Source organism: Rhizobium sp. BK312 (genome assembly GCF_014193605.1).
Classification (GTDB): Bacteria; Pseudomonadota; Alphaproteobacteria; order Rhizobiales; family Rhizobiaceae; genus Rhizobium.
The window spans coordinates 98,895-117,485 of the sequence record NZ_JACHZP010000013.1 but is presented as its reverse complement, the minus strand read 5'-3'; the positions used below and the strand labels follow the sequence as shown (position 1 = coordinate 117,485).

The following is an 18,591-nucleotide window of genomic DNA, read 5'->3' as shown; positions in this document are numbered from 1 at the left end:
TCATCACCGACGATGACGACCGCAAGTCCGGTCTTCACACCGGCCTCGGTCTCAAGTCCCGCCGCCGCAGCCTTCACGGCTTCGATCACCGAAGCGGCTGCCTTCTTCCCGTCGATCACTGTTGCGGGTGCCATCACTCACCCCATGCGCTCGGAAGCATAGGAACCCGGGCTTGCCGGGAAGACGACGGTGCGGTTGCCGTTGAGGAAGGTGCGATAGTGGATATGGGCATGGATAGCGCGGGCGAGAACCTGGCTCTCCACATCGCGGCCGATCGAGACATAATCCTCGGCCGACTGCGCATGCGTGATGCGCGCCGTGTCCTGCTCGATGATCGGACCCTCGTCGAGATCGGCCGTTACATAATGCGCCGTCGCACCGATCAGCTTCACCCCGCGCTCATAGGCCTGCTTGTAGGGGTTCGCGCCCTTGAACGACGGCAGGAAGGAATGGTGGATGTTGATGATCCGGCCCGACATCTTCTGGCACATGGAATCCGACAGGATCTGCATGTAGCGCGCCAGCACGATCAGTTCGGTGCCGGTCTGCTCGACCACATCCATGATCCGGGCTTCCGCCTCCGGCTTGTTGGCCTTGGTCACCGGAATATGGTGGAAGGGGATGTCATGATTGACCACCACCTTCTGGTAATCGAAATGGTTGGAGATGACGCCGACGATGTCGATCGGCAGGGCACCGATCTTCCAGCGGTAGAGCAGGTCGTTGAGGCAATGGCCGAAGCGCGACACCATCAGCAGCACCTTCATGCGCTTCTTGGCATCGTGGATCTCGACGTCCATGGCGAACTTCTCGGCGATCGGCTTGAAGCCTTCGGCCAGCGCCGGTCCACCGACACCTTCTTCCGAGATGAAGGAGACGCGCATGAAGAACATGCCGGTGTCGAGATCGTCGAACTGGCTGGAGTCGACGATGTTGCAGCCCTGCCCGGCCAGATAGTTCGAGATCGCCGCAACGATCCCGCGCGTCGATTTGCACGCAACTGTCAATACATAGCTCGTCATGCTGATTTTCCTCCGCCGTCCGCGGCCAAAATTCCGCTGTCGTGCCGGGGCTCGCGCCCCGGCACCTGAGCCCTTAAGGGCATCTTGTCGCTGCGCACTCAGATATCGAGCGTGCTGTCGCGCTCCCACTGCGTGAAATGCGAGCAGTAGGCGTTCCATTCCTGATGCTTGAGCTTCAGATAGGCCTCGGAGAATTCCGAGCCGATCGCCTGCTTCAACCCCTCGTCCTCATCATAGGCCCGCAGCGCATCGAGCAGATTGAGCGGCAGGCGCGGTGCATTCTTCACGAGATGGCCTTCCGCATACATGTCGATATCGTGATGCGGTCCCGGATCGGCGTTGCTGCGCAGGCCATCCAGGCCGGCAGCGATGATGACAGCCTGCAGCAGGTAAGGATTGACGGCACCATCGGGCAGGCGCAGCTCGAAGCGGCCGGGACCCGGCACGCGCACCATGTGGGTGCGGTTGTTGCCGGTCCACGTCACGGTATTGGGAGACCAGGTGGCGCCGGAGGTCGTGCGCGGCGCATTGATGCGCTTGTAGGAATTGACCGTCGGGTTGGTGATCGCCGCCAGCGAAGAAGCATGTTTCATGATGCCGCCGAGGAAATGCTTGCCCTCGGCCGACAGGCCGAATTCAGCTTCCCTGTCGGCAAAGACGTTGGTCTTGCCGTCGTTGCTCCACACGGAGATATGGCAATGGCAGCCATTGCCGGTGAGGCCCTTGAAGGGCTTCGGCATGAAGGTGGCGCGAAGCCCGTGCTTCTCGGCGATCGACTTGACCATGAACTTGAAGAAGGAGTGCTTGTCCGCCGTCTTCAAGGCATCGTCGAATTCCCAGTTCATCTCGAACTGGCCGTTGGCGTCCTCGTGGTCGTTTTGGTACGCACCCCAGCCGAGCTCAAGCATATAGTCGCAGATCTCGGAGATGACGTCATAGCGGCGCATGACGGCCTGCTGGTCGTAGCAAGGCTTTTCTGCGGTATCGTATTCATCCGATATCTTGGCGCCATCGGCTGTGATCAGGAAGAATTCAGCCTCGACGCCCGTCTTGACGCGCTTGCCAGCGGCTTCCGCTTCTTTCACGAGCTTCTTCAGCACGTTTCGCGGCGCTTGGCCGACGAGTTCGCCCTCCATCATGCAATCGGCCGCGACCCAGGCAACATCCTTCTTCCATGGGAGCTGGATGACGGAGGAAGCATCAGGTACGGCGAAAAGATCGGGATGGGCGGGCGTCATGTCGAGCCAGGTGGCAAAACCAGCAAAGCCGGCGCCCTCTTCCTGCATTCCGGCAATTGCCTGCGCCGGCACCAGCTTGGCACGCTGGCCGGAAAAAAGATCCGTATAACTGATCATGAAATATTTGATGCCTTTGTCCTTTGCAAAGGCAGCAAGATCCAGTGTCATTCTCGTTCCCCTTTGGATTTCTTCGAGACACTTCGATGATGCATGCAGCGGCCGGGCCTCGTAGCCCGGCCGAAATCTTAAAAGCCTCCCTTGCCCGGATACCAGTTGGTGCCGGCGAGCGGAATCTGCGCCATAGCGGCAGCTTCCATCGTCAGCGCACAGAGGTCCTCAGGTTCCAGATTGTGCAGGTGATTTTTGCCGCAAGCGCGCGCGATCGTCTGCGCCTCCAGCGTCATCACCTTGAGATAATTGGCAAGACGTCGGCCCGCAGCAATCGGATCGAGCCGGCTTGCGAGCTCCGGATCCTGGGTCGTGATGCCTGCCGGGTCCTTGCCCTCGTGCCAGTCGTCATAGGCGCCGGCCGTCGTGCCGAGCTTCTGGTACTCTTCTTCCCACTTGGGATCGTTGTCACCGAGCGCAACCAGCGCCGCCGTGCCGATGGCAACCGCATCAGCGCCGAGTGCGAGCGCCTTCGCCACATCAGCCCCAGAGCGAATGCCGCCGGAGATGATCAGCTGCACCTTACGGTGCATGCCGAGATCCTGCAGCGCCTGGACGGCGGGGCGGATACAGGCGAGCGTCGGCATGCCGACATTCTCGATGAAGACGTCCTGCGTCGCGGCGGTGCCGCCCTGCATGCCGTCAAGCACGACGACATCGGCACCGGCCTTCACGGCAAGAGCGGTATCGTAATAGGGGCGTGCGCCGCCGACCTTCACATAGATCGGCTTTTCCCAGTCGGTGATCTCGCGCAGCTCCATGATCTTGATTTCGAGATCGTCCGGCCCGGTCCAGTCCGGATGGCGGCAGGCCGAGCGCTGATCGATGCCCTTCGGAAGGTTGCGCATGTTGGCGACACGATCGGAAATCTTCTGGCCGAGCAGCATGCCGCCGCCGCCAGGCTTGGCCCCCTGTCCGACCACGACTTCGATCGCATCGGCGCGGCGAAGATCCCTAGGGTTCATGCCGTAGCGCGATGGAAGATACTGATAAACCAGCGTCTGCGAATGGCCGCGCTCTTCGTCCGTCATGCCGCCGTCGCCTGTCGTCGTCGACGTGCCGGCAAGCGTGGCGCCGCGGCCGAGCGCTTCCTTGGCATTGCCCGAAAGAGCACCGAAGCTCATGCCTGCGATGGTGATCGGGGTTTTCAGCGTGATCGGCTTTTTGGCAAAACGGCTGCCGAGCACGACGGTCGTGTCGCATCTTTCGCGATAGCCTTCGAGCGGATAGCGCGAGATCGAAGCGCCGAGAAAGAGCAGATCATCGAAATGCGGCACCTTGCGCTTCGTGCCGGCGCCGCGGATATCGTAGATGCCGGTCGCTGCCGCACGGCGGATTTCAGCGAGCGTATGATCGTCGAAGGTCGCCGACTTGCGGGGTGGCGTATATGGATTGTGGTAGCTCATGAGGTCCCCTTCGCCTTAGTACGCGTCGGCATTGTCGATATTGAAATTATAGAGCTTGCGGGCCGATCCGTAGCGCTTGAATTCCTCGGGCTTGACGCCGCGCACGCCGGCCTTCTCGAGAAGCTCGGCAAGCTTCTCCAGATGCTCCGGGCGCATTTCCTTTTCGATGCAGTCCGAACCGAGACTTTGCACTGAACCGCGGACAAAAAGCTTGGCTTCATAGAGGCTGTCACCTAGCGCATCGCCTGCATCGCCCAGCACGACCAGATGGCCGGACTGCCCCATGAAGGCGGACATATGGCCGATATTACCGTAGACGACGATGTCGATGCCCTTCATCGAGATGCCGCAGCGCGACGCCGCATTGCCCTTGATGACAAGCAAGCCGCCGCGGCCGGTCGCGCCGGCATACTGGCTGGCATCGCCTTCGATGACGACGCTGCCGGACATCATGTTCTCGGCGACGCCGGGACCGGCGGAGCCATGCACCGTGACGTTACCACCGTCGTTCATGCCGGCACAATAGTAGCCAACCGAACCCCTTATATCGACGGTGACGGGCGCATCGATACCGGCGGCGACAGCATGATGGCCGCGTGGGTTGACGACTTCGAAGGCTAGATCGTTGGCGCCCGGGGGAAGGCCATGAAGTGCGCTGTTGAGTTCGCGTAGCGGTGTGACGGATAGGTCGAAAACTGGCATGTAAGATCTCTCTCGATTGCGGCGCGTCTGATCAGGCAGCCTTTTCGTGATCCCAGAAATAGACGGTCGCCGGCTCCGGCTCCCAGATGCGGGCATCCTCGATGCCAGGCAGATTGACGAGCGCGCGATATTCGGAGCCAAAGGCGACATATTGGTCGGTCTCGGCCATAACGGCCGGCTTGCAGGCGATGGGATCGCGAACGACGCCGAAACCGGACTTGGTGCCGACGACGAAGGTGAAGAAGCCGTCGAGATCGTCGACAGCGCCTTCCAATGCCGCGCCGAGATCCTTGCCCTTTGCCATTTCGGCCGTCAGATAGGCGGCCGCGACCTCGGTATCGTTTTCCGTCTCGAAGGTCATGCCGACGCGCTTAAGCTCGCGACGCAGGTTGTTGTGGTTCGAGAGCGACCCGTTGTGAACCAGGCACTGGTCCGAACCTGTCGAGAAGGGATGCGCGCCAAGCGTCGTGACAGCCGACTCGGTCGCCATACGGGTATGACCGATGCCATGCGTGCCGGACATGGCAGCGACGCCAAAGCGTGAGACTACATCCTTCGGCAGGCCGACTTCCTTGTAGATCTCGACGGTATCGCCGCTGCTCATGACCCGGATATTCGGGCGCAGAGCCGCCAGTGCTACTCTACCCTCGTCGAGCTTGTCCTTGGCAAGAGTGATGACCGCATGCGTGCTCTTGACCACGACGGATACCGGGACGTCGAGCGCGCGCCGGAGTTCATATTCCAGACCGTCGAAATCCTTGGCCGGATCGGCTGATTGGACGGTTATCTTCGCCGTGTTGCCGTTATCGTTGCCGTAGATCGCAATGCCCGCGCTATCAGGTCCGCGATCGGTCATCGTGATCAGCATGGAGGACAGAAGCGCGCCAAGTTTCGGCTCCAGCGCCTTATCCTTCAAGAAGAGACCGACAATTCCACACATGCCCAAACCCTCCGTTTTCGCATCTGCAAAATGGCTATCAGGTCCAATGCGGTTTTTCAACTCAAAAGAATAAATTTTTCTTTTTAGGCAAGTTAATCAGTCTTACCCCGCTGTGGATAGCTGATGATCGACAGGTATTTCGCCGGCAGTTTCACCAACACTTCCGGTCCATGCGGCGCATCCGCATCGAAGAAGAGGCTGTCGCCGGGCTGCATGGGATAGAGCTGGTCGCCATGACGGTACATCACCTCGCCCTCGAGCATATAGAGGAACTCCATGCCCTCGTGCTGGAATGTCGGAAAGACATCGGAATCGGCCGTCAGCGTAATGAGATAGGGCTCTACGATGACGCCGCTCGAATTGTTGTCGATATGGCCGAGCACATTATATTGATGGCCGGCACGCGTGCCGCGGCGTTCGAGTTCGACGCCCTGGCCAGCCTTGACGAAGACAGCATTGCGCGGCTCTTCGTAACGACGGAAGAAAGCTGTCAGCGGCACGCCGAGTGCGCGCGACAGCGATTGCAGCGTCGTCAGCGACGGCGAGATATTGCCGTTTTCGATCTTCGACAGCATGCCGAGCGAGATACCCGTCGCGGCGGCAAGATCCGTCACCGTGATGCCAAGCTTCTTGCGATAGGCACGGACCTCGTGGCCGATCGCCATCTCGAGATTGTTTTCCTTCGGCTCGCGCACCGCATGCGGATTTTGTGAGAAAGCTGACCGCCCGCCATGGGATTGGTCGTCGGCCGATATCTTGTCTGCCTTGGTTTTCATTTATGATCCTTTTTGCCGGCAGGGCTTGCTACGGCGATCCTATCCTCCGAGTGAAATTTTCTCAACTGCGGCGAAAATCACGCGTGACGGGTATCACCGGGCGCAATCCCATAAAGAGAGCGATAGGCCCGGGCAAAATGCGCGCCGCTTGAAAAGCCGGTGGCGATGGCGATTTCGGAAATCGAAAGCGGGCTCTGCTCCAGGAGCCGCCGGGCATGCTGCAGCCGTATTCGCCGATATTGATCGAGAAACGTCGAGCCGAGATGAGCGGCAAACAGCCGGTCGAGATGACGCGGCGTGACGCCGGCAATCCGCGCCATGGCGGCACGGTCGAGGGGCATCTCGATCGTTTCCTCCATTTTTTCGAGCACGCTCAGCAGACTTGGGTGATGGACGCCATAGCGCTCGGCGAGCGAGCCGCGTTGCGGCGCAGTCGGCTCACCCACCTCCGTATGCAGATACCAATCGCTGACGCGCCGGGCAAAATCGGCGCCCATGCGCTCTGATATCAGTACATGCATCATGTCGAGCGGCGCAATGCCGCCGCCACAGGTGATACGATTGCCGTCGATGACGAAGCGCGCTTGGCGCGGCGTAAGCGCCGGAAAGGCTTCGAGCAGGGCTGGCGCATGCTCCCAATGAATCGTGAAATCGCGCTCAGCCAAAAGCCCGGCGGCGGCAAGCAGATAAGGACCGCCGGAAATCCCGCCGATGCGCACGCCCTCGCGTGCGAGCTGGCGCAGGCAGGCAAGCACCGAAGGGTAATGCCAATCGCGTGGCGAGCCGCCGGCGCAGACGAAGACCGTGCCAAGACCGGATCCGCGACCTGGAAGATGCTCGGCCGGCACCGGCACGCCGCCCGACGATACCGCCGGAGTGCCGTCCGGCGAAAAGATCGACAATCGATAGATTTCACGCCCGGCCAGAAGATTGGCCGCCCGCAGCGGCTCGCTCGCAGAAGCATAGGACATCAGCGCGAATCCCGGGATCAGGACAAAGCCGATGGACTGACTATTTCTTGCGTCGATTGGAGCCATGTCCCTTTTCTATCGAAAGAGGTCCTAATTGGGCAAGTCGGCATTTGCCACTCTGTCATCATGAGCGCAATTCACAGCGGACCTGACCATGCGCTATTCGGCTTTCTCTGTTTTCCTCAACGGCCTACGCGGCAATACTGGCTGGGCGCCCGCCTGGCGCCAGCCGCAACCGAAGCCACATTATGACGTCATCATCGTCGGTGGCGGCGGCCATGGACTGGCGACCGCCTATTATCTGGCCAAGACCTTCGGCATCACCAATGTCGCCGTTCTGGAAAAGGGCTATCTCGGCTCGGGCAATATTGGCCGCAACACCACGATCATTCGCTCCAATTACCTGCTGCCCGGCAACAATCCCTTTTACGAGCTGTCGATGAAGCTCTGGGAAGGGCTCGAGCAGGATTTCAATTTCAACGCCATGGTCTCGCAGCGCGGCGTGCTCAATCTCTTCCATTCGGATGCGCAGCGCGATGCCTACACTCGCCGCGGCAATGCCATGCGCCTGCACGGCGTCGATGCCGAATTGCTCGATCGCGAAGCCGTCCGTAAAAAGCTGCCTTTTCTCGATTTCGAAAACGCACGATTCCCGATCATGGGCGGCCTGTTGCAGCAGCGCGGCGGCACGGTGCGCCACGACGCAGTCGCCTGGGGCTATGCCCGCGGAGCCGATAGCCGTGGCGTCGACATCATCACCGGCTGTGAAGTCACAGGCATCCGCACCGACCAGGGCCGCGTCACGGGTGTCGAGACGACGAAGGGATTCATCGGTTGCGGCAAGCTGGCACTGGCGGCAGCCGGTAATTCCACTATCGTCGCCGATATGGCGGGTCTGCGTTTGCCGATCGAAAGTCATGTGCTGCAGGCGTTCGTCTCCGAAGGCCTGAAGCCGTTCATCGATTGCGTCGTTACCTTCGGCGCCGGGCATTTCTATGTCTCGCAATCCGACAAGGGTGGCCTTGTCTTCGGCGGCGATATCGACGGCTATAATTCCTATGCCCAGCGCGGCAACCTCGCGACCGTTGAGCATGTTGCCGAAGCCGGTGTGGCGATGATCCCGGCACTGACCCGCGTGCGCTATCTACGCACATGGGGCGGCGTCATGGACATGAGCATGGACGGCTCCCCGATCATCGACCGGACCCATATCGACAATCTCTATCTGAACGCCGGCTGGTGCTACGGCGGCTTCAAGGCCACGCCGGCATCAGGCTATTGCTACGCGCATTTGATCGCCCGCAACGAGCCGCATGAAACGGCGACACAGCTGCGCCTCGACCGATTCCGGCGTGGCTATCAGATCGATGAAAAGGGCGTCGGCGCCCAGCCGAACCTGCATTGAGGACATGACGACATGGCAAGCCTGATTTCCTGCCCTCACTGCGGCACACGTCCCAAGGAAGAATTCACCATCAAGGGGGATGCAAACCTTATCCGCCCGAAAGCCGATGCCGGCACCGAAGACTGGTATGATTACGTCTACCTGCGCAACAATCCAAAGGGACTTCATAAGGAATATTGGCACCATTCCTCGGGCTGCCGCCGCTGGCTGATCGTCGAGCGCGACACCGTCACACACAAGGTCCATGGCGTCAGCGATGCGGCGCTTATCAAGCTTGGAGGCGACGCATGAGCAGCTATCGCCTTTTCTCCGGCGGTCGGATCGACCGCTCCAAAACCATTGCCTTCAGCTTCGACGGCAGGAACCTGGCGGGCCATCCCGGCGACACGCTTGCCTCAGCCCTCCTCGCCAACGGCATCCAGCTTGTTGGCCGCAGCTTCAAATATCATCGGCCGCGCGGAATCCTGACGGCTGGTGCCGCCGAACCCAATGCGCTTGTCACGACCGGCACAGGCGGCCGTACCGAGGCCAACAGCCGCGCCACGATGATCGAGCTTTATGATGGGCTCACGGCGCGCAGCCAAAACCGCTGGCCCTCTCTCGCCTTCGATTTCGGTGCCGTCAACGGGCTGCTGTCGCCCTTCCTCAGCGCCGGCTTCTACTACAAGACCTTCATGTGGCCGGCCGCCTTCTGGGAAAAGGTCTACGAGCCGCTGATCCGCAAGGCCGCCGGTCTCGGCAAGGCCTCTTATGAGGTCGATCCCGATTCCTACGAGAAATGCTGGGCGCATTGCGATCTGCTCGTCATCGGCGCTGGGCCTGCGGGCCTTGCCGCGGCGCTGACGGCGGGACGCGCCGGAGCGCGCGTCATTCTCGCGGATGAAGGCTTTGCTCTCGGCGGCAGTTTGCTCTTGGAGCATAGCTCGTCCCTCAAGGACATGTTGGACGAACTCGACGGCCTGCCGAACGTGCAATGCCTGCCGCGCACGACGGTTATTGGGTGGTACGACGACAATGTCTTCGGCGCGGTCGAACGCGTTCAGAAGCATGTGGCAGCGCCCGACCCGCGCCAGCCGGTCGAACGCCTGTGGCGCATCATCGCCAAGCAGGCGATCCTCGCGACCGGCGCCGAGGAACGGCCGCTTGTCTTTGGCGGCAACGATATTCCAGGCGTGATGATGGCTGGCGCCATGCGCAGCTATCTGAACCGTCAAGCTGTCGCTCCCGGTAAGCGCACCGTGGTCTTCACGACCAACAGTTCCGGCTACCGGACCGCCGCCGACCTCGAGGCAGCGGGCGTCGACGTGGTCGCCATCGTCGATACGCGCGCCGCAGGTGAACACTGGGGCGGGAAGGCGCGGGTGCTGACCGGTGCTTGCGTCCTCGATGCGGTGGGAACCAAGCAGGTTCGCGGGGTCAAGATTGCCAGCGGTTCGGGCACTCAGGAGATCGATGCGGACGCTTTGGCCATGTCCGGCGGCTGGAGCCCGATCATCCATCTTGCCTGCCATCGCGGCACAAGGCCGGTATGGTCCGAACGGCATGCAGCCTTCCTCGCGCCCGAAAGACAGGAGGGTTTGCTGATTGCCGGCTCGGCATCCGGCCTTGCCTCCACGGATAGCTGCCTTGGCGACGGAGCAATCAAAGCTGCCGAGGCGCTGGAAACCATCGGCTTTGGCAAGGTCGTGCCCGCCTTTGCTTCAGCAGAAGAAGAAGTACCGACTGTTGCCGCGCGGCTCTGGCATGTCAAAGGGAGCAAAGGCAAAGCCTTCGTCGATTACCAGAACGACGTGAACCTGAAAGATCTGGGGCTTGCCGTGCGCGAAGGTTATGGCGATGTCGAGCTCGCCAAACGCTACACGACCAACGGCATGGCGACCGACCAGGGCAAGCTTTCCAACATCAACGCCATCGGCATTCTGGCCGAGGCCCGCGGCATCTCGCCGGCCGAGGTCGGGACTACGACGTTCCGACCATTTTATACCCCTGTTTCCTTCGGCGCCCTGACGGGTACTTCGCGGGCTAAGCACTTTCAACCGGCGCGCAAATCCCCCTTGCATGAATGGGCAAAGAAGAATGGCGCAGTCTTCGTCGAAACCGGCCTCTGGTACCGCTCCTCCTGGTTCCCGCGTGACGGCGAGAAGACCTGGCGCGAAAGTGTCGATCGCGAAGTGCTGAATATCCGGAAAAATGCCGGCATCTGCGATGTCTCGACCCTCGGCAAGATCGAGATCCTCGGCAAGGATGCGGCGACCTTCCTCGACCGCATCTATTGCAACGGCTTCGCCAAGCTGTCCGTCGGCAAGGCGCGCTACGGTATCATGCTGCGCGAAGATGGCATGATCTATGATGACGGTACCACCAGCCGGTTGAGCGAAGACCATTTCTTCATGACCACGACGACAGCGCTTGCCGCGGGCGTGCTCACCCATCTGGAGTTCTGCGCCCAGACGCTCTGGCCCGAGCTGGAGGTCTATTTTGCGTCGTCGACCGATCAATGGGCGCAGATGGCGGTCGCCGGCCCGAAATCGCGGGCGATCCTGTCCGAGATCATCGACGAGGACATTTCCGACGCGGCTTTCCCCTTCATGGGCGCGCGCGCCGTCTCTCTGTTCGGCGGCAAACTCAAGGGTCGGCTCTTCCGCATCTCCTTTTCCGGCGAGCTCGCCTATGAGCTTGGCGTGCCCGCGGCCTATGGCGAGTTCGTTGCCGACGCCATCATGCAAGCAGGCGAGAAGCATGGTATCTGCGCCTATGGAGCCGAAGCGCTCGGCGTCATGCGCATCGAGAAGGGCCACGTCACCCATGCGGAGATCAATGGCACGGTAACACCAGGCGATCTTGGCTTTGGTCGCATGGTTTCGACCACGAAACCCGATTTCATCGGCAAAGCGATGCTCGCGCGCGAAGGCCTGCAGGCGGCCGACCGGCCTCGCCTCGTCGGTGTCAAACCGGTGAACCCTGCGACCAGCTTCCGCACCGGTGCGCATATTCTGGCGGAAGGTGCTGCCGCAACGCTCGAAAACGATCAGGGCTATGTCACCTCGAGCGCCTTTTCCCCCAACCTCGGCCATACGATCGGGCTCGCGCTCATCAAGAATGGGCCGGAGCGTATCGGCGAAAAGATCGTCGTCTGGAATGGCCTCAGAAACGAATACACGGATGCGGTGATCTGCAGCCCCGTCTTCATCGACCCTCAGAACGAGAAACTCCATGCCTGATTTGCCAACGTCCAAGCCGGTCCTCGCCGGCAAGTCCGTTCTACAAGGCGAGACCATCCGGCTTGAAGCCTTACCTGAGGGTCATCTGCTGCAGGTAATGGGCGCCACCACGAGCGAAGAGCTTGCGGCGCATCTTGCAGCAGCCGGCTTCGAGGACAGCTCCGTGCGTCCAGCCGGATACCGGCAATGGTTCATCGCTGGCAGCGAACAGCTCGCCGGCTCCCAAGAGCGGGCGCTTGCGGACGCTCTAGCGGGCAGAGCTTTCATCTTCGATCAAAGCCACGGGCGCATCCGTATCCGCATCTCAGGATCGCGTGCTGCCCGGATGCTCAACAGGGGGACTGCTGTCGACCTGCATCCAGCGAACTTCCCGGAGGGAAGCAGCGTCATGACGCTCTTCGGGCATATCTCCGTGCAGCTCACGCGCCTGGGCATGGAGGATTTCGAATTGACTGTCCTGCGCAGCTTTGCGGAATCGCTGTATGAAGAACTCGAAACGCTGGTCGTTTCCCAAGGGGCTGGCATTCGGCGCAACTCGTGAAGCATCCGCTTTTGATGCACGCGAAAAGACGGAGGCGCCCCTACCCAAGCCTGCAATCTGCTTAAGGTGCCCGGTGCTGGCGGCTGAAAATTCGGCGCCCTTCGGACCGTCGACATCCACCACACGCCGTGCGGCCAGGTGACGCTTGCGCGTCCTTCTCGCCTCTCCCTCGATCTGCTCCCAGGCCTTGTTCGAGATCGGAGCGAGTTTCCTGTGAGGATTGTCCATGTCAAACCTCTTTCTTTAAGGAACCGATCCCGAGGGAGCCGTCCGTATTTTCATTCCCGGTGGTCGGCCGACGAACATATTGACGAGCATCTGTTCCATACGCGCCGCCGATGGGGGTAGCCGATGAAATAGGTCCCGAATTCGCCCTTCCGACATCGCTGGCAGCTGATAGTTCCTTTCAACCCATCAAACGTGAACATTCCAGATGGGCGATTATGACCGTCAAGGAACGTCGATTTCTTGGCTCGCCAAAAGCTGCGCTTCTATCTCCATTCATTCAGGAAGTTGTGTGTACCGATCACGCCTCGGCGAATTGAGGCGTACGTGGCAATGTGATGGCAAATAAGATTTGGGAAGCGGGAACATAGTACCACAATGCGAGAACAAGTTATCGCAGCGATCAAGGCGTCTGGGGCAACCGCTTCTTGATCGTGATTCACAAGCACCTATCACGGGATAAAACCAGTCGCCCGATAGGCCCGGATTGTTCGGTCATAGATGCCAATATCCCGGCAACCGCGCGCGATCAGTTGGGCCCCCTCGATGGCTGCGAAGATCGCCATCGCGTGCTCCTGCAGGTCCTGGTCTCGTGCGGAAGGCCTGGCCCGCGAGAGCACCTTGGCCAGCCAACCGACGTTCATGGCGGCGAATTTGTCGACCTCCGTCCGAACCTCCGTGGGAAGATCGTCAAGTTCCGCGCTCATGATGCCGCACAGGCACATACGATTGTCGTTGGCGAGAGCAGAGCGAAAGATCTCGGTATATCTGTCCATGCACCAGGTCGCGTCTTCGGGCGTCGCCAGCAGCTCCGCCAGATAGGCAGCCCCTTCCTCGGTATAGCGACGCGCCAACGCTGCGCCGAGGTCGCCCTTGGTCGGAAAGTGGTAGTGCACGCTGGCGCTTTTGATCCCGACCTCTTTCGCCAGCTCGCGAAAGCTGAGCGCATTGTAGCCATGCGACTGCACCGTCGCTCTTGCGGCGGTCATGACCGCCTCGCGCATATCCGTTTTTGTCCTAGCCATCATCGATCCGTACCTATCACTCGATAGATAGTTGTTGACGCCGCAAAAGGGAAGAGTTATTTGGAGGTCGCAACCTATCTATCGATAGACAGACAAAGGGATCTCTCATGAAAATCTTCGATCGCCCCGGCTTTCCCAATCCCGCCCGCATTCGCATCGTGCTCGCCGAGAAGGGTCTTGAACCACAGTTCGAGTTCGTCTCCGTCGACCTCATCGCCGCCGAACATAAGCAGCCCGCTTTCCTCGAAAAGAACCCTTCCGGCGTGCTGCCGGTGCTCCAGCTCGAGGACGGCACCTACATCAGTGAAGCTACCGCCATCACCGAATATCTCGACAATCTTGACGGCGATCCGCGGCTCACCGGCAAGACGCCAAAGGAAAAAGCCGTCATCCACATGATGCAGAAGCGGGCCGAGACCGAGCTGCTCGACGCCGTTGGCAACTATTTCCACCACGCAACGCCTGGCCTCGGGGACGCGTTGCAAGTATTCAAGAGCCCTGAATGGGCCGGCCGTCAGGACTGGGGCAACCGCCAGCGCGACAAGGCGCTCGCCGGCATGGGGTATTTCGACACGGTACTGCAGGACCATCCTTTCGTTGCCGGCGATGCGTTCTCAATGGCCGACATCACTGTGTTTGCCGGACTGATGTTTGCGGATGCCGCCGGCATTTCCATCCCTGAAGATCATTCCGCCCTGAAGTCCTGGCGCGCGAAGGTCTCTGAACTGCCGAGCGTCAAAAATCGCAGCGGCCAGATGTTCGTCTCTGAGGACCTGCGCAGGCTCGGCTTCTAATTCCCCGCGCAAAAGCGGCTTGAACGTCGCGCCGACACTCCCATCCACATTTGCGATCACGCCGTCCCAGGGCGGCAATTATCACGGAGTTTCCTCATGTCCACGATCTCAACACCCGACAGCGCTTCGCGGCGCAACCTGCTGAAAGGGGTCGCCATCGCTGGCGTCGGACTTGCAGCCAGAGCCGGCGCCAATCCGGCGGATGCAAAGACCCCCTCCTCAAACCGTGCCGGCAAGCCAACCGGTGATCGCCTTATCACGAAAGACGGCACCAGCCTCTACTATAAGGACTGGGGCACCGGTCCGGCCGTGGTGTTCAGCCACGGCTATCCGCTCTCATCCGATGCCTGGGAGGATCAGATGTTCTTCCTGCTACAAAACGGCTATCGCGTCATCGCCCACGACCGTCGGGGTTTTGGCCGCTCGAGCCAGCCATCCGGCGGCTACGACTACGATACCTTTGCCGACGACTTGGCCCAATTGGTCGAGGCGCTCGATCTGCGCGAGGCAACCTTTGTCGGTCACTCGATGGGCGGTGGCGAGGTCGCACGCTATGTCGCGCGCCATGGCCAGAACCGCGTTGCCAAGGTCGCCTTCGTGTCGTCGGTGACACCGTTCCTGCTCAAGACCGCAACCAACCCGACCGGTGCGCCGAAGGAGTTATTCGACAGCTTCCGCGCTGCCGTCCAGGCAAACAGGTCGCAGTGGAATCTCGACGTCACCATGCCGTACTACAGCTTCAACCGGCCCGGGGCGCATGTCTCGGAAGGCCTGCGGGAAAGCTACTGGCGGCAGGGGCAGGCAACCGGCTTTCTAGCCGCCTACCACGCGCTTGGCGCCTTCTCGGAGACCGATTTCCGCGACGACCTCAGGAAGATCACCGTCCCCGCACTGATAGTCCACGGTAGCGATGATCAGATCGTCCCGCTGGAGATCTCCGCGAAACCGACCGCTGAGCTCGTTCCGCGTGCAAAGCTCATTGTCTACGAAGGCGGCTCGCATGGATTGCTGCATGTCGGCAAGGACCGCTTGAACGCCGACCTGCTTGCGTTCCTTCGCGGCTGATGGCGTGCGAAAGGCCGGGGGCTGGTCATAGCCACGCCCCGGCCTTTGCGTACGATCGATCAGGGGAGCGGGAAAAAGCTGGGGGTTAGGCCGCGAGGTCGAGCTTTGCCTGTTTGAGACGGCCTTCCGCGACGGCTGCTTGGACTTGAAGAACCCGATGAGCGGCGATCGGTGTCCAGCGCATTTGTCGCTCCCCGTTTCGCCTGCATGTATGCGGCGAAGGGGATCAACAGGCTGATGAGGATCTGCGATCGGGTTTCCTCCCCGAAACGCCGTGATATCCAGTCCTTTCCCGTCGTCGCCAGAGGAGTCATGGCTTTACCGATCGTGGCTCCTATGCTTCCGATCCAGACAAACGTTGTCGATGCTTCCGGCGGTGAGAACGTGCCCGTCGTGGCGGCGGCGATCGCGAAGCGCATGCAAACCAGACCGGAAGCGTCGTTCAGAAGCGACTCTCCCTCCAGGATGTGGATCAGGCGCTTTGCAACGGGTAAACGGCTCACGATGGCAGACACGGCGACCGCGTCTGCGGGCGAAATGGCCGACGCGAGAGCGAATACGACGGGCAAAGGCATAGGCGGGATCATCTAATGGATGAAAGCGCCTGCGCCAAGAACCGTGAAAAACACCAGACCGAAAGCGAGGGCGGCGATCGTGCCCTGATCGCGCAGAAGGCCCTCCTTGGGCGTTCGCCAGCCGTCAAGAAAGAGCAGGGCGCGAGAAACAGAAGGAATGTCGGCGCATCAAGCTCCACGCGAAAATCAAACGCGAGCGCGGCGACGGCCCCGAGCAAGATCTGCGCGAAAGGAATAGGAAGGCGCAGCGGCGACATTCTCGCCAGAATGCTGCTGGCAACGACAAGGGCGATCAGAACAAGGCTGACAGCAATGGCTTCCACGCGATTGTCCCTTACTTTACAGACTTAACCGCTCGTCGGGCAGCATGACACTCGTCCAATCAGTTGATGGGCGTTGTCATGTCTGGATGGCGCCCAATCATGGAATGAGCGCAAGGGCAATCCGATTGGCAGCTGCGACGACGACCAGCGCGATCGCCAGCGTTGGCCAACCGAGGTGATTCAAAATCGAGGCTGTGATCAAGAAAATGCCAGCTTCGAGAACGAGCCGGCCGGCCGGGCCAACCTCGTATCTCCGTTTCGGGGAAAGAAATTTACCCCAAAAAATGGCAACTGCTGCGCACAGCCCAAACCCCAACAACACTTGTGCCATGATCGGTACGGCAAGATGTGCGGCCAACGCCGCTAGCGAAGCGAGTATACAAAGCTCGAGCGCAAATCTGATGCTAAGTGCTATCGCTTTCATCTTCCCTCCCAGCTGTAGAGCTGTGCTCATTCATTTTTGAAGAAGCCCAAGGCCACTAAGAAACTCGAACGATATCCGAATAGCAGTTTTTACTCGAAGTCCTGAGGCTTTATGTGGCCACACAGCACGATCGGCACAGCGAGTGCCTTTACCCGATTGCGGCTCGGTGTGCAGCCGCAAACTCCGACAGCGAACGGAAGTGACCAGCAACTTTCGGAGGATTGTCGAGGATTTTCGTCGCCCCTTGGCCCGCCTTACCAAATCGCCTGTCAATCCATACACTGGTCAGGTCCATTTGCACGGCCGGCGCATGGTCGTGATATAAACTCTGCGCCACATGCAAAAGCTCATTCTTTAGAACGCCTAGATCCTGCTGCAGCCGCGAGAAAAGGAAATGGAAATTCTTCGGATCCGGTTTATAGCTCCCAATGTCCTCTGCGGTGTAGACGGCATCAAAGGAAACACCGAGCTTACGGTTCGAAGCCTCAAAGCTCTTGCGATCCACATTGGAAAGCACAACCAGATGATAGTGCTGCTTCAGATAGGCGAGTGCCTCAGCAGAATCAGGGAACGCTGGCCAATCAGGTACCGAGGCGCCGAAGCGCTCATGTAGGTCGGAGTGGACAGTTAAGCCCCAGTGCCGAGCAAGCCTTGCGTGCACGACCGACAAGAGCGTGACGTAGTGCAAGGACGGCGTCTCAGCCTCCTGCGCCGTCTCAATCTCCCCGTAAGCTTTCAGCGCCTCCTCGCGCCCGATTTCGCGACTTCCCGTGCTCAACAACGGCTGCAGGGCGTTCCAGATGCCGCTCTCCCAGTCAATCAGCGTACCGTAAACATCAAAAGAAAGGGCCTTAAAGCAGGTCAGATCCATGTCGTTCATCCTCTCGCGCGGATCTTCGTTGCGCTACACTAGCGCTTGCTGTGCCAGAAGAGATGAGCCTGGAATCTGGAAGACTATGCCAAAGCTACGACATTTAGCCGAGCCTCAGTCCACGCGACCAGTCAGACGAAATTCGCCTGGTGAAATCCCAAGGCGACGCTTGAATATGCGGTTGAACGCAGAAACATTCTCATAACCTGCCGCATAGGCAATTTCCGCTATAGTGTTATTGGTGGCGATCAGGCACTCCATCGCTACATCAAGTCGCCGCTCAATATCATACTGTCTCGGAGAACTGCCGAACGTCGCCCTGAACAATGCATGGAAATGGCTTTGGCTAATGCCGGCCTCGCGCGCCATAGCGCTGATATTTGTTTTGCCGCCGCCTGTTCCAAGGTCGGCCGCCAGCCGCTCTATTCTGTTCGATGCTTTTGATTTTGTCTTAGGGGCCGAGGCCGGACGGATAAGATGCAGTCCGGTTAGCGCCAACATGGCTGCATCTTGAGCGCGATGCCCATCCGCATTGACCTCTATGCCGATCTGGCGGAAGATTCGCCAAAGCCAGGGCTCCATGCGCGAGACCAAAGGGCAACCTCTGGTCAGTAGAACCGGTGCTTGTTCCGCATCGCTTTCGTGGAGTTTGAGATCTACGACCAACAGACTGCAGTCCGCACTTGGGACGAAGTCATGGTAACACCCCGTCGAAATGACAGCGACTGAGCCGCCTGCAATAACGCCCGATCCCGCGTCGATGGAGATCTTCATCGCGCCCCGCAACGGAAATAGCACCTGGATATGGTCGTGATAATGATAACCGCGACTATGATACTGTCTTGTCTCGAGATTGATGTCCACGGCTCTTGCTCCCAGGCAACCCAGTCTTGCGCTTA

The 18,591-nt window shown here is 60.0% G+C and carries 18 protein-coding genes and 3 pseudogenes; 7 read left to right on the top strand and 14 right to left on the bottom strand.

Annotation, left to right across the window (positions count from 1 at the left end):
* The 8 genes and pseudogenes from FHT85_RS28140 to FHT85_RS28105 all read right to left on the bottom strand — a co-directional run.
* A pseudogene (locus FHT85_RS28140) lies at window positions 1–134 on the bottom strand (bifunctional methylenetetrahydrofolate dehydrogenase/methenyltetrahydrofolate cyclohydrolase); the annotation flags it as partial.
* Between the two features lie 3 nt (window positions 135–137).
* The gene (gene purU, locus FHT85_RS28135; protein WP_113233871.1) at window positions 138–1,022 is read right to left on the bottom strand and encodes a formyltetrahydrofolate deformylase; all 885 of its coding nucleotides are present in this window, start codon (window positions 1,020–1,022) and stop codon (window positions 138–140) included.
* Between the two features lie 98 nt (window positions 1,023–1,120).
* The gene (gene glnT / locus FHT85_RS28130) at window positions 1,121–2,428 is read right to left on the bottom strand and encodes a type III glutamate--ammonia ligase (RefSeq protein ID WP_112339155.1); all 1,308 of its coding nucleotides are present in this window, start codon (window positions 2,426–2,428) and stop codon (window positions 1,121–1,123) included.
* 77 nt (window positions 2,429–2,505) lie between these two features.
* Window positions 2,506–3,834 carry an FMN-binding glutamate synthase family protein gene (locus FHT85_RS28125; protein WP_112413130.1) on the bottom strand — a complete coding sequence of 443 codons (1,329 nt, stop codon included), beginning with the start codon at window positions 3,832–3,834 and terminating at the stop codon, window positions 2,506–2,508.
* 15 nt (window positions 3,835–3,849) lie between these two features.
* A complete protein-coding gene (locus FHT85_RS28120) occupies window positions 3,850–4,536 on the bottom strand; it encodes a GXGXG domain-containing protein (RefSeq protein ID WP_112339153.1) in 687 nt (228 codons plus the stop codon).
* A gap of 31 nt (window positions 4,537–4,567) precedes the next feature.
* Complete coding sequence (locus tag FHT85_RS28115; protein WP_112339152.1) at window positions 4,568–5,476, bottom strand: class II glutamine amidotransferase; 909 nt, start codon at window positions 5,474–5,476, stop codon at window positions 4,568–4,570.
* Window positions 5,477–5,568: 92 nt separating this feature from the next.
* A complete protein-coding gene (locus FHT85_RS28110; RefSeq protein WP_015343856.1) occupies window positions 5,569–6,252 on the bottom strand; it encodes a helix-turn-helix domain-containing protein in 684 nt (227 codons plus the stop codon).
* A 77-nt stretch (window positions 6,253–6,329) separates the two neighbouring features.
* Entirely contained in the window at window positions 6,330–7,289 is a 960-nt protein-coding gene (locus FHT85_RS28105; RefSeq protein WP_112413129.1) for a GlxA family transcriptional regulator, read from the bottom strand.
* Window positions 7,290–7,377: 88 nt separating this feature from the next.
* Here FHT85_RS28105 and FHT85_RS28100 point away from each other — a divergent pair, with 88 nt between their 5' ends.
* The 4 genes from FHT85_RS28100 to FHT85_RS28085 are packed head-to-tail and all read left to right on the top strand — an operon-like array spanning window position 7,378 to window position 12,390.
* On the top strand, window positions 7,378–8,628 hold the full coding sequence (locus FHT85_RS28100) for a sarcosine oxidase subunit beta family protein (RefSeq protein WP_112413128.1): 1,251 nt from the start codon (window positions 7,378–7,380) through the stop codon (window positions 8,626–8,628).
* A 12-nt stretch (window positions 8,629–8,640) separates the two neighbouring features.
* Window positions 8,641–8,919: a sarcosine oxidase subunit delta gene (locus tag FHT85_RS28095; RefSeq protein ID WP_112413127.1), complete on the top strand. Its 279-nt coding sequence runs from the start codon at window positions 8,641–8,643 to the stop codon at window positions 8,917–8,919.
* Window positions 8,916–11,849 carry a sarcosine oxidase subunit alpha family protein gene (locus FHT85_RS28090; protein ID WP_112413126.1) on the top strand — a complete coding sequence of 978 codons (2,934 nt, stop codon included), beginning with the start codon at window positions 8,916–8,918 and terminating at the stop codon, window positions 11,847–11,849. The genes FHT85_RS28095 and FHT85_RS28090 overlap by 4 nt, the downstream gene beginning before the upstream one ends.
* On the top strand, window positions 11,842–12,390 hold the full coding sequence (locus tag FHT85_RS28085; protein ID WP_112413125.1) for a sarcosine oxidase subunit gamma: 549 nt from the start codon (window positions 11,842–11,844) through the stop codon (window positions 12,388–12,390). The genes FHT85_RS28090 and FHT85_RS28085 overlap by 8 nt, the downstream gene beginning before the upstream one ends.
* Before the next feature lie 72 nt (window positions 12,391–12,462).
* Here FHT85_RS28085 and FHT85_RS28080 read toward each other — a convergent pair.
* Window positions 12,463–12,618, bottom strand: a pseudogene (locus tag FHT85_RS28080) (encapsulin); the annotation flags it as partial.
* 449 nt (window positions 12,619–13,067) lie between these two features.
* The gene (locus FHT85_RS28075; RefSeq protein WP_112401086.1) at window positions 13,068–13,643 is read right to left on the bottom strand and encodes a TetR/AcrR family transcriptional regulator; all 576 of its coding nucleotides are present in this window, start codon (window positions 13,641–13,643) and stop codon (window positions 13,068–13,070) included.
* Between the two features lie 104 nt (window positions 13,644–13,747).
* Here FHT85_RS28075 and FHT85_RS28070 point away from each other — a divergent pair, with 104 nt between their 5' ends.
* On the top strand, window positions 13,748–14,434 hold the full coding sequence (locus tag FHT85_RS28070) for a glutathione S-transferase family protein (RefSeq protein ID WP_112413124.1): 687 nt from the start codon (window positions 13,748–13,750) through the stop codon (window positions 14,432–14,434).
* Between the two features lie 96 nt (window positions 14,435–14,530).
* Entirely contained in the window at window positions 14,531–15,499 is a 969-nt protein-coding gene (locus FHT85_RS28065) for an alpha/beta fold hydrolase (RefSeq protein ID WP_112413123.1), read from the top strand.
* A gap of 260 nt (window positions 15,500–15,759) precedes the next feature.
* On the opposite strand, the pseudogene FHT85_RS30720 reads toward FHT85_RS28065, so the two are convergent.
* Window positions 15,760–16,074 (bottom strand): annotated as a pseudogene (locus tag FHT85_RS30720) (cation:proton antiporter); the annotation flags it as partial.
* Between the two features lie 15 nt (window positions 16,075–16,089).
* On the opposite strand from FHT85_RS30720, the gene FHT85_RS28055 reads away from it, so the two are divergent.
* On the top strand, window positions 16,090–16,425 hold the full coding sequence (locus tag FHT85_RS28055) for a hypothetical protein (protein ID WP_183774645.1): 336 nt from the start codon (window positions 16,090–16,092) through the stop codon (window positions 16,423–16,425).
* Between the two features lie 69 nt (window positions 16,426–16,494).
* Here FHT85_RS28055 and FHT85_RS28050 read toward each other — a convergent pair whose 3' ends face one another.
* The 3 genes from FHT85_RS28050 to FHT85_RS28040 all read right to left on the bottom strand — a co-directional run bounded on the left by FHT85_RS28050 (window position 16,495) and on the right by FHT85_RS28040 (window position 18,556).
* Entirely contained in the window at window positions 16,495–16,821 is a 327-nt protein-coding gene (locus FHT85_RS28050; RefSeq protein ID WP_162701036.1) for a YrdB family protein, read from the bottom strand.
* Window positions 16,822–16,969: 148 nt separating this feature from the next.
* Window positions 16,970–17,692 (bottom strand): haloacid dehalogenase type II, encoded by a 723-nt coding sequence (locus tag FHT85_RS28045; protein ID WP_112413120.1) that lies wholly within the window; start codon window positions 17,690–17,692, stop codon window positions 16,970–16,972.
* Window positions 17,693–17,806: 114 nt separating this feature from the next.
* Window positions 17,807–18,556, bottom strand: a complete 750-nt coding sequence (locus FHT85_RS28040) for a helix-turn-helix domain-containing protein (protein ID WP_112413119.1) — start codon at window positions 18,554–18,556, stop codon at window positions 17,807–17,809.
* Window positions 18,557–18,591: the final 35 nt, after the last annotated feature.

What these genes read in the sequence shown, in the direction of transcription:
- purU (WP_113233871.1), bottom strand. Translation starts at nt 1,022, where the DNA reads ATGACGAGCTATGTATTGACAGTTGCGTGCAAATCGACGCGCGGGATC.
- glnT (WP_112339155.1), bottom strand. Translation starts at nt 2,428, where the DNA reads ATGACACTGGATCTTGCTGCCTTTGCAAAGGACAAAGGCATCAAATAT.
- FHT85_RS28125 (WP_112413130.1), bottom strand. Translation starts at nt 3,834, where the DNA reads ATGAGCTACCACAATCCATATACGCCACCCCGCAAGTCGGCGACCTTC.
- FHT85_RS28120 (WP_112339153.1), bottom strand. Translation starts at nt 4,536, where the DNA reads ATGCCAGTTTTCGACCTATCCGTCACACCGCTACGCGAACTCAACAGC.
- FHT85_RS28115 (WP_112339152.1), bottom strand. Translation starts at nt 5,476, where the DNA reads ATGTGTGGAATTGTCGGTCTCTTCTTGAAGGATAAGGCGCTGGAGCCG.
- FHT85_RS28110 (WP_015343856.1), bottom strand. Translation starts at nt 6,252, where the DNA reads ATGAAAACCAAGGCAGACAAGATATCGGCCGACGACCAATCCCATGGC.
- FHT85_RS28105 (WP_112413129.1), bottom strand. Translation starts at nt 7,289, where the DNA reads ATGGCTCCAATCGACGCAAGAAATAGTCAGTCCATCGGCTTTGTCCTG.
- FHT85_RS28100 (WP_112413128.1), top strand. Translation starts at nt 7,378, where the DNA reads ATGCGCTATTCGGCTTTCTCTGTTTTCCTCAACGGCCTACGCGGCAAT.
- FHT85_RS28095 (WP_112413127.1), top strand. Translation starts at nt 8,641, where the DNA reads ATGGCAAGCCTGATTTCCTGCCCTCACTGCGGCACACGTCCCAAGGAA.
- FHT85_RS28090 (WP_112413126.1), top strand. Translation starts at nt 8,916, where the DNA reads ATGAGCAGCTATCGCCTTTTCTCCGGCGGTCGGATCGACCGCTCCAAA.
- FHT85_RS28085 (WP_112413125.1), top strand. Translation starts at nt 11,842, where the DNA reads ATGCCTGATTTGCCAACGTCCAAGCCGGTCCTCGCCGGCAAGTCCGTT.
- FHT85_RS28075 (WP_112401086.1), bottom strand. Translation starts at nt 13,643, where the DNA reads ATGATGGCTAGGACAAAAACGGATATGCGCGAGGCGGTCATGACCGCC.
- FHT85_RS28070 (WP_112413124.1), top strand. Translation starts at nt 13,748, where the DNA reads ATGAAAATCTTCGATCGCCCCGGCTTTCCCAATCCCGCCCGCATTCGC.
- FHT85_RS28065 (WP_112413123.1), top strand. Translation starts at nt 14,531, where the DNA reads ATGTCCACGATCTCAACACCCGACAGCGCTTCGCGGCGCAACCTGCTG.
- FHT85_RS28055 (WP_183774645.1), top strand. Translation starts at nt 16,090, where the DNA reads ATGGATGAAAGCGCCTGCGCCAAGAACCGTGAAAAACACCAGACCGAA.
- FHT85_RS28050 (WP_162701036.1), bottom strand. Translation starts at nt 16,821, where the DNA reads ATGAAAGCGATAGCACTTAGCATCAGATTTGCGCTCGAGCTTTGTATA.
- FHT85_RS28045 (WP_112413120.1), bottom strand. Translation starts at nt 17,692, where the DNA reads ATGGATCTGACCTGCTTTAAGGCCCTTTCTTTTGATGTTTACGGTACG.